Annotated in this window: 13 protein-coding genes and 1 CRISPR repeat array; of the genes, 9 read left to right on the forward strand and 4 right to left on the reverse strand. The window is 37.0% G+C overall.

Features of this window, described 5'->3' with window-relative positions; translation table 11 throughout:
- Nucleotides 1-32: 32 nt before the first annotated feature.
- Nucleotides 33-407: direct repeats of the CRISPR family, unit length 36 nt; unit sequence GTTTTACACCGACCCGATTTTATAGGGGACTAAAAC.
- A 91-nt stretch (nt 408-498) separates the two neighbouring features.
- From ACWIUD_RS11865 to ACWIUD_RS11895, 7 genes are all read left to right on the forward strand, one after another.
- A complete protein-coding gene (locus ACWIUD_RS11865; RefSeq protein WP_454149341.1) occupies nt 499-636 on the forward strand; it encodes a hypothetical protein in 138 nt (45 codons plus the stop codon).
- Nucleotides 637-1012: 376 nt separating this feature from the next.
- Nucleotides 1013-2593, forward strand: coding sequence for a CRISPR-associated protein Csx20 (csx20, locus tag ACWIUD_RS11870; protein WP_454149343.1), 1581 nt, complete (start codon nt 1013-1015; stop codon nt 2591-2593).
- Nucleotides 2594-2661: 68 nt separating this feature from the next.
- Nucleotides 2662-4779 (forward strand): AAA family ATPase, encoded by a 2118-nt coding sequence (locus ACWIUD_RS11875; RefSeq protein ID WP_454149345.1) that lies wholly within the window; start codon nt 2662-2664, stop codon nt 4777-4779.
- A gap of 19 nt (nt 4780-4798) precedes the next feature.
- Nucleotides 4799-6094, forward strand: a complete 1296-nt coding sequence (locus tag ACWIUD_RS11880) for a TM1812 family CRISPR-associated protein (RefSeq protein ID WP_454149347.1) — start codon at nt 4799-4801, stop codon at nt 6092-6094.
- A 1-nt stretch (nt 6095) separates the two neighbouring features.
- On the forward strand, nt 6096-6923 hold the full coding sequence (cas6, locus tag ACWIUD_RS11885; RefSeq protein ID WP_454149348.1) for a CRISPR system precrRNA processing endoribonuclease RAMP protein Cas6: 828 nt from the start codon (nt 6096-6098) through the stop codon (nt 6921-6923).
- 43 nt (nt 6924-6966) lie between these two features.
- Nucleotides 6967-7140: a hypothetical protein gene (locus ACWIUD_RS11890; protein WP_454149350.1), complete on the forward strand. Its 174-nt coding sequence runs from the start codon at nt 6967-6969 to the stop codon at nt 7138-7140.
- Complete coding sequence (locus ACWIUD_RS11895) at nt 7137-7430, forward strand: hypothetical protein (RefSeq protein WP_454149352.1); 294 nt, start codon at nt 7137-7139, stop codon at nt 7428-7430. Before ACWIUD_RS11890 ends, ACWIUD_RS11895 begins: the two co-directional genes overlap by 4 nt.
- A gap of 9 nt (nt 7431-7439) precedes the next feature.
- Here ACWIUD_RS11895 and ACWIUD_RS11900 read toward each other — a convergent pair whose 3' ends face one another.
- Both ACWIUD_RS11900 and ACWIUD_RS11905 read right to left on the reverse strand, forming a co-directional pair.
- Entirely contained in the window at nt 7440-7619 is a 180-nt protein-coding gene (locus ACWIUD_RS11900) for a hypothetical protein (protein WP_454149354.1), read from the reverse strand.
- A gap of 76 nt (nt 7620-7695) precedes the next feature.
- Nucleotides 7696-7821 carry a hypothetical protein gene (locus ACWIUD_RS11905; RefSeq protein WP_454149356.1) on the reverse strand — a complete coding sequence of 42 codons (126 nt, stop codon included), beginning with the start codon at nt 7819-7821 and terminating at the stop codon, nt 7696-7698.
- On the opposite strand from ACWIUD_RS11905, the gene ACWIUD_RS11910 reads away from it, so the two are divergent.
- Nucleotides 7811-8017 (forward strand): hypothetical protein, encoded by a 207-nt coding sequence (locus ACWIUD_RS11910; protein WP_454149358.1) that lies wholly within the window; start codon nt 7811-7813, stop codon nt 8015-8017. The two genes, ACWIUD_RS11905 and ACWIUD_RS11910, sit on opposite strands and share 11 nt — an antisense overlap.
- On the opposite strand, the gene ACWIUD_RS11915 is transcribed toward ACWIUD_RS11910, so the two are convergent.
- Nucleotides 8001-8168 carry a hypothetical protein gene (locus tag ACWIUD_RS11915; RefSeq protein WP_454149360.1) on the reverse strand — a complete coding sequence of 56 codons (168 nt, stop codon included), beginning with the start codon at nt 8166-8168 and terminating at the stop codon, nt 8001-8003. The genes ACWIUD_RS11910 and ACWIUD_RS11915 overlap by 17 nt on opposite strands.
- Before the next feature lie 59 nt (nt 8169-8227).
- On the opposite strand from ACWIUD_RS11915, the gene ACWIUD_RS11920 reads away from it, so the two are divergent.
- Nucleotides 8228-8476, forward strand: coding sequence for a hypothetical protein (locus ACWIUD_RS11920; protein WP_454149362.1), 249 nt, complete (start codon nt 8228-8230; stop codon nt 8474-8476).
- Nucleotides 8477-8502: 26 nt separating this feature from the next.
- On the opposite strand, the gene ACWIUD_RS11925 is transcribed toward ACWIUD_RS11920, so the two are convergent.
- On the reverse strand, nt 8503-8694 hold the full coding sequence (locus ACWIUD_RS11925) for a hypothetical protein (protein ID WP_454149364.1): 192 nt from the start codon (nt 8692-8694) through the stop codon (nt 8503-8505).
- Between the last annotated feature and the right edge of the window lie 118 nt (nt 8695-8812).

Raw genomic sequence — 8812 nt, forward strand, 5'->3', positions numbered from 1 at the left:
TATTTAAGAACAGAACTCCAAATTTTACTTTGGTTTTACACCGACCCGATTTTATAGGGGACTAAAACCTAGAATTGCATCCACTTACTTCACAACTACAGTTTTACACCGACCCGATTTTATAGGGGACTAAAACGAAGCCTACTTCTAATGCTGGACGAGTTAGAGTTTTACACCGACCCGATTTTATAGGGGACTAAAACGGGAATTTATGAAATCATTTAACTTCATATGTTGTTTTACACCGACCCGATTTTATAGGGGACTAAAACATTGCTCCCAGAACTATATCCACTACTTTATAAGTTTTACACCGACCCGATTTTATAGGGGACTAAAACACTTATATCTTTATCAATAAAATCATAGCTGTTTTACACCGACCCGATTTTATAGGGGACTAAAATTTGCCATATTCCTTTGCCATAGTAACCTCCATTTTATTATGACCCGATTTTAGGGGATTAAACACTTAAAACCTTTCGTCGTTGCGAGGCAGTGGCGAAGCCACAACGAAGCAATCCATCCATTAGATTTTTCACAAATCGCAGAATCTCGCACGAAAAAATTCACAGATTCTGCAAAATTTATTTAGATTCTACATTTTTCGCACAATTCGCAGAACTACCAAAATAAAATAATGGATTGCCACGATTTGACTTCGTCAAATCTTGCAATGACAAAATGAGGCGAGTCGTAGAATCTGCGAAATTCGTAGAATCTAATGCGAAAAATACCCCCCCCCCTTAATCCCCCGCGCGCATTTGGGAGGGGAAAAGAATAGAATCACCACGCGCAAGGGAAGTTGTTTTTTAGATTCTGCGATTTGCACGAAAAAACACAGAATCTAATAATATTTTTGTGGATTGCCACGACTTGACTTCGTCAAGTCTCGCAATGACGGAGCGTGATGCGAATCTCATAATGATGATTTGGTGTGTTTTGCTTTTACTTTAAAAATCTTTGTAATTTTTGCTATAATTGCACTTTTATTTTTTGATTTAGGCGACTTATGGATTTTCATATCATTGCGATTTTAGGCATATCGGGCAAGGATTCAAAGAGTGTTTATGACAAAGATTCTACACTAAAATTGCCACTAAAAAATGGCGCGTTTCACAACTCTACACATTGTCTAATCGATAGTTTTGGCGAAAATGCGACTTACACTTTTATCGGCACAGTCGAATCTATCAAATATCAAAATGAGATTTTTGACACATTGCCACAATGCAAGGCGATTTTTGAGAAATTTTCGCCACAGATTCTCCCGCAAAATGACGAATTAAAGGACATTTTTCACAAGATTCTAATGGCAATCAAACTTTGTCGCGCTAATCATATCATAATCGACATTACGCACGGATTTCGCCATCAGCCCATTATTGCGAGTTTTGCTAGCACATTAGCAAAGCAGATTTACAACAAAAAGCGCATTATGCTAATCTTTGCCAAAGCGCAAAGCGATGGCACTTATTGCTATACAAGTTTGGAGCAATATTCGCGCCTTAGCATTATTGCGATGAGTTTGCAAAATTTTGTGAAAACTTTAAGTATGCAAAAAAGCAAATATCAATACAAAGAGCCACTTCTTGCTTCGCTAGCTGCCTTTTCAAACGCACTTCACGCAAATGCGTTTAGTCAAATCTTTGATTTGCTAGACAAATCGCTATCTATGCTAAAACAAGCAAAAAAAAGAGAAAGATTTATGGGATTAGAGAATATTTTAGGTGAAGTAGAAAAGATTTTGTTGCAGTTTGAGGCGATAAAAAATGCGACAGATTACGAAAAATACTACTATTTAGCAAGGATTATGTATAAAAAAGGCTTTCATTTAATCGCTGCGACTTATATCCACGAATCTATCGCGCTGTATGCGATTGATAGATTTATCAAAGCAGATATTATCGAAACGGAAGGTTTTAGCATTTATGAGCAATCCGTAGCGGTGCGGAGCTTTATTTTGACAGGCAACAAGCCAAATAACACTAAATTTGACAAAAATGTCTTTTATGATTTTCAAAGGGCGCAGGATTATGCCGAAAAACACGCCGATGATTTGAAATTATGGAAAGAGCTAATAGAATCAATCAAACACATACGCAATGATTTAGCCCACATAAGCCACAATGACGAGCATAAAATCCACTTAATCAAAAATAGCATAAGAATATCTTTAAAGCAACTAAACTTTATCATAAACCCAGATTTGCCAAAAACGCCCAAAACGCTTTTTATTTTGCTAAATCACGAGCTTACAGAAGCCCAAAAGAGCGAATCTACAAAGCGATTTAATATTACAAATTTTATGAATATCACAAATGAAAAATGGGGCAATATCCCACCAGATGCGGAGCGTTTAGATGAATTTTTAGGCGATTTTAAAACCGCGCTAAAATCAAACGCCAAAAAAGGCGATTATTTGCTAGTGCAGGGCGATTTTGGTGCGACTTATGCGATGGTGCGCTTTGCGATTAGTTTGGGCGTAACACCTATTTATGCTACCACCAAGCGAATCTCTGTCGAATCCATCGAAGATGGCATTAAGGTTACCAAAAAGATATTTGCCCACGAGCGATTTAGGGAATATTAAGATTCTGCGATTTTTATAAGATTTTTGCTAAAATTGCAACTTAAATTTTAAAATAAAAGGGGAATTAAATGGGTAGATTTAAAAAAGTGGCAGATATACCTTCACCAAGTATAGATGAGTTTGGATTTGAATTTTTTGATAACCAAGCAAAGATTTATATGTGTAATTTTATCACTTCTAAAAATAGCGCATTGTTTTTTGGCAAAGATAGTTTAAATGAAAATGTAGCGAACTTTTTAGGATTTAGCAAAATCTATAATAGTCTTAATGGTGAGACAATCGAATCAGTGAAATACACAAATCAAGTTATAGATTTTTGCAAAAAAGAGTTAAAAACTTTGCAAGACAATAAATCATTTCAACAAAAATTACGCAATTCAGCACATTGCAAAAATTTAGAAAAAAATGTGGGTTATTTAAAAGATATGCTATCTTTGAATGAAACGGAGGTAGCGATTATAAAATGTATCACCATTGCAGAACATTGTATGACGCTATATAGTTTTATACAATCACTTAAAACAGACGCTCCACGCCGATTGGCAATGGTTGTTAGCAAAATAATAGGTTACCCTTATGAGAGCGTAGCTTTGGCACTGCAAAGAAAAAGCATATTGCAACAAGCAGGGATTTTAAACAGCGATTCTAGACCGTTTAATGAGCCATTTGAGTTTGCAAATACGCTACTCGCAGATATTTTGATAAGCGAGTGCAATGATAAAAATGATTTAGTTGCAAACTTTGTAGAGCTATGCGAAAAAAGCAATCTTACAAAAGAGCATTATCCTTATGTGGTGGATTTTGATTTAATGGCAAAATATCTTACCCAAGCTACAAAACAACGCAGAATCGGCGCAAATATATTGCTTTATGGCGAAGCTGGTATGGGGAAAACGGAGTTAGCAAAGTTGCTTGCAAAAAGCGTGGGTTTAAATCTATACAAAGTAAAAAGCGATTATGATGGCAGTGTGCTTGATAGCAAAGATAGATTAAGTCTATATGTTTTATCGCAAAAGTTTGTGAATCCAAAAAATATCTTACTTTATGATGAAGTGGAGGATATTTTAAATGCTTCCGTGCAAGATAAGCGATTAGAGAACAAGGCATTTTTAAATGAGATTTTAGAAACAAATGTCGTGCCTACGATTTGGATAATCAACAAAATTTCATTGCTTGATAATGCAACGATTCGTAGATTTGATTGTGTGATGAAAATCGCTGTTAGTAAAAAAGAGCATAAAATGCAGATTCTGCGAAATGTGTGTGGAGATAAATTAGACAAGGCAACTATGGACTTTGCGCTAAATATAAAAAGATTTGCCCCTGCTGTGATTTATAAAGCAAATGATGTAAGCACAATGATAGGCGGGGATTTTGCGCTTAACTTTAAAACGCTTATCAAAAACACCATCAAAGCACAAAAAACCACGATTCGCCTTTTGCCTGAAAAACCCAAACGCAAAAAACCCAATAAATCCACTCTACCAAAAAGCTATTCGCTAGAATTTATCAATGTGGATTTTGATTTAAATAAACTAATATCCGCGCTAAAAAATGATAGAAATATCAAAATTTGTATCTATGGCGTAAGTGGCACAGGGAAAAGTGCCTTTGCGCAATATTTGGCAAAGGAATTGCAAAGAGATTGCGTAGTGCAAAATGCAAGTGATTTGCTAGATAAATTTGTAGGTGGCACGGAGCACAATATCGCAAATGCCTTTAAGGACGCTAAAAAGCGCGATATGGTGTTAGTTTTTGATGAAGTGGATAGCTTTTTGCGTGATAGAAGTGGCGCAAGTGGTTATGAATTAACTCAAACTAACGAAATGCTAACCCAAATGGAAAAATTTGATGGCGTTTTTGTCGCTACGACAAATTTGATGAGCGATATTGACAAGGCGGCTTTGCGGCGATTTGATGTGAAATTAGAATTTAAAGCACTAAATGATGAACAAAAGGCAAAATTGTTAGAGAGAGAATGCTCCCTATTAGGATTAAAATGCAATGCTAGTGTAAAAAAGCTCATTAAAAGCGTGGATAATCTTACCATTGGTGATTTTGCTGTGGTGGTAAAGGGACATAAATTTAACCCAATCAAAGATGCCGATGATTTTTATGAAAGACTTTGTGGTGAAGTGAAAACCAAAAACATCGGCAAATTTGAAAAAATGGGCTTTATGAAATAAATTTGGCAAGGTGCAGATTATGGATTTTCATATCATTGCAATTTTGGGAATGGCGGGCAAAGATAAAGATGGTAAGATTGTAAAAAGTGCGTATAGTAAAGATTCTGCGTTAGATTTGCCACAATTAAAAAATGGCGATTTTCACAACTCCACGCATTGTTTGGTAGAGAGCTTTGGCAAAGATGCGACTTACACTTTTATTGGCACAGATAAATCTATCAAATATCAAAATGAGATTTTTGACACATTGCCACAATGCAAGGCGATTTTTGATAAAAATGAGCCGATAAAAGTGCCCGACAACGACATCGAATCTGTTTTTAGCCAAGTTATCGAATCTATCAAAAATACCCAAAGCAAAAATGTCATTTTAGATGTTACGCACGGATTTCGCCATCAGCCTATTATTGCTAGTTTTGCAAGTGTGTTAGCGCAAATTAGCACCAAAAAATCCATAACGCTACTTTTTGCAAAAACGCAAGGCAAAGATTCGCAAGAGCGCGATTTGTTTCAATATATAAGTTTAGAGCGATATTCACAAATTAGTCTTATTGCACTTTGTTTGCAGACATTTACGCAAACTTTGCGTGTGCCAGAGATGAAAATAAATGAGCCTTTTATCATCGCGCTTACACATTTTTCAAACGCACTTCACGCAAATGCGTTTAGTCAAATCTTTGAGTTGCTAGACAAAGTCAATACCGAGCTACAAAAGGCAAAGGCAGATTCTGCGTTTGGTGGTTTGGAGAATATTTTAAAAGATACAGAGTTTATTTTAGGCGTCTTTAAAGATATTCAAAGCACAAAAAAAGATTATAATAAATACTGCAAATTAGCGCGACTTATGCACTTAAAAAAATACTATTTAATATCCGCAACATACATTAGCGAGGCGATTTCGCTGTATATTTTGGATAGTTTAAATCAAAAAGGTTATTTTACAAAATGGCGGAAAAATAGTAATAATGAGCCATACAAAGTGCAACAGGCGGTAAAAGAATTTATGTATTTTGTATGCGATAATGATTTAAATAGCGTTAATTATCAAACCAAAAAAGATAAATGTTATGAAAAATGCAAATTTTATTTAGACAAAGATTTATTTGATGAGTTAGAATCTATCATTCGTAGCAAACATTTAATTGTGTTTAAAAATCTATGCAATCTCATAAAAGACATAAATAAAATTAGAAATAATTTGGTGCATATAACAAAAGGGCAAGATTCGCCACAAACAATTCAAAGCGATTTGCAACAAATAATCGAATCTTTTAATCAAAAATGCCTTAAAGATGATTGCCTAAAAAGTTTGTAAAATGATAGATTTTTGTAAAATCTCCATTTTATCCCGCGATGAATTTATCCCGCCATTTTTTATCGGCTCACAGATTCGAGGCGCATTAGGATACGCGCTAAAAAGCGTAGTTTGCACCAAAGATGACGGCAAATGCGAATCTTGCCAAAGCGCAGAATCTTGCGCCTTTTTTGACTTCTATGAGCGCAAAAATACCTATCACAATTTTTGCTTGGATTTTAAGCTAGGCGCACCGCGCTATGATTTTAATATCTATTTGTTTGAATCTGCCATCCAAAACGCGCCTGTAATCCTTGCAAGTTTGCATAAAATGCTTTGTGAGATAGGGCTAAATATCAACGGAGCGCGGGAGATTTTTAAAGACATTGTGATTTTTGTAAATGACAAATTTTGCTTTTGCAATGATGATATAAAAATGCCATTAGATTTTAGGACACAACTAAATATCGATAATTTCACGCCACGCGCAAAAATTACATTTACCACACCGCTTCGCATAAAGAAAAACAATATTTTCGTGCGAGACAACGCGCTATCGTTGCACGATATTTTTAGCTCACTTCACAAGCGAAAATTAGCCATTTTTGGCAAAAATAGTGAATCTTTGCACGAATCTAGCGCAAAACTAATAAGCATAAATCTAAAATACACCGAATTATACCGCAAATCCCGCCATCACAATACTATGAATTTGGGCGGACTTATGGGCGACATACTTATAGATAGTTTGGATAAACAAAGCTACACATTACTAAAAATAGGCGAACTTATCGGGCTTGGCAAACAATGCTCATTTGGATTAGGGCGATTCACATTGCAACCATACTAAATTCACACCACGAATCACCCTTGCAAGATTTTGCGAAATTAGCGTGAATCGCAGAATCTGCCTTAATTTTCCGTCATTGCGAGATTTGACTTTGTCAAATCGTGGCAATCCATTAGATTTTTTACAATTCGCAGAATCTCGCACGAAAAAAATTCACAGATTCTGCAAAATTTATTTAGATTCTGCATTTTTGTGTGAATTGCAGAATCTCGCGTGATTTTCCGTCATTGCGAGTTTGCTTTGCAAAATCGTGGCAATCCATTAGATTTTTTACGATTCGCAGAATCTAGCGCAGAAATTTGTCATTCTGAGCGAGTGAAACGAGCGAAGAATCTCAAAAATTCTCCCCCTCCCTTGCGGTGGTTTTGCATTTTTCCCCCTCCCTTGCGGAGGGGGATTAAGGGGTGGGTAGATTCTGCGTTCGCAGAATCTAAAAAATCCGTCATTGCGAGGCAGTGGCGAAGCCACAACGAAGCAATCCAAAAAATATTGTCATATTTAGCGTAGCGAAATATCTCAATTAGATTCTACGATATTAGAGTAGATTCTGCATTTTTCTTGCAATTCGCAGAATCTCGCACGAAAAAATTCACAGATTCTGCAAAATTTATTTAGATTCTGCGTTTTTCGTGCGAATCGCAGAATCTGCCTTAATTTTCCGTCATTGCGAGGCGATTCAACGAATCGCCAAAGCAATCCACACGCTCCGAATCGTCATTGCGAGATTTTGCTTTGCAAAATCGTGGCAATCCAAGATTTTGTGATTTTTTATTTAATTCGCAGAATCTACCTCCATTTCGTCATTGCGAGATTCTGCGAATGCAGAATCGTGGCAATTCGCAGAATTTGCGAGCGAAGCGAAGCAACCATCCCAAAAAATCAAATCCGTGCGAAGCACCGAATCTCGCCCGCTTCGTGGTGCAAAAAATCGGATTCAAGGTTGCAGTAGTGCAACCGCCGATTTTTTGCTAGAAGCGGAAAAGCGAGGCTCTCCCCCTAAAAGCGAAAAAGCGGCTGCTTTTTGGCGCGTAGGGGGAGCAGGGCGGGGGGGGGGTGCAGCCCTTTTTGCGAAAAGATTCAAGCGAATCGAATAGGCAAAGTGGCGAAAATCTCGCAGATTCTGCATTTTCGTGCGAATCGCAGAATCTGCCTTAATTTTCCGTCATTGCGAGAAAATGCAAAGCATTTTCGTGGCAATCCATTAGATTTTTCATAAATCGCAGAATCTCGCACAAACTTTGTCATTCTGAGCGAACTTCGTTCGCGAAGAATCTCAAAAATTCTCCCACTCCCTTGCGGAGATTTTGCATTTTCTCCCCCTCCCTTGCGGAGTGGGATTAAGGGGGTGGGTAGATTCTATTAGTTTCTGCGAATTTAGAGTAGATTCTGCATTTTTCGCACAAATCGCAGAAACTGCCTTAATTTTCCGTCATTGCGAGATTTACGCCACATTTTCGTCATTGCGAGATTCTGCGAAGCAGAATCGTGGCAATCCATTAAATTTTTTACGAATCGCAGAATCTAGCGTGTTTTTCCGTCATTGCGAGATTTGACTTTGTCAAATCGTGGCAATCCATATTTAGATTCTGCGTTTTTGTGCGATTCGCAGAATCTGCCTTAATTTTCCGTCATTGCGAGATTCTGCGAAGCAGAATCGTGGCAATCCAAGATTCTGCGAATTGTAAGAGAACGCAGAATTTTTTACCATTTCGTCATTGCGAGGCGCGTGAGTGCAACGAACGCAACGAAGCAATCCATTAAATTTTCGCACAATTCGCAGAATCTAGCGTGATTTTTCGTCATTGCGAGATTTTGCTTTGCAAAATCGTGGCAATCCATATTTAGATTCTGCATTTTTCACTTTCCGCAGAATCTCACCCAAAAAATCT

The organism is Helicobacter sp. 23-1044 (genome assembly GCF_053654695.1).

Excerpts from the sequence above, each read along its gene's own strand:
- cas6 (WP_454149348.1), top strand. The coding sequence starts at position 6,096 with ATGATAGATTTTTGTAAAATCTCCATTTTATCCCGCGATGAATTTATC.
- ACWIUD_RS11880 (WP_454149347.1), top strand. The coding sequence starts at position 4,799 with ATGGATTTTCATATCATTGCAATTTTGGGAATGGCGGGCAAAGATAAA.
- csx20 (WP_454149343.1), top strand. The coding sequence starts at position 1,013 with ATGGATTTTCATATCATTGCGATTTTAGGCATATCGGGCAAGGATTCA.
- ACWIUD_RS11875 (WP_454149345.1), top strand. The coding sequence starts at position 2,662 with ATGGGTAGATTTAAAAAAGTGGCAGATATACCTTCACCAAGTATAGAT.
- ACWIUD_RS11915 (WP_454149360.1), bottom strand. The coding sequence starts at position 8,168 with ATGACAAAGTTTGTGCGAGATTCTGCGATTTATGAAAAATCTAATGGA.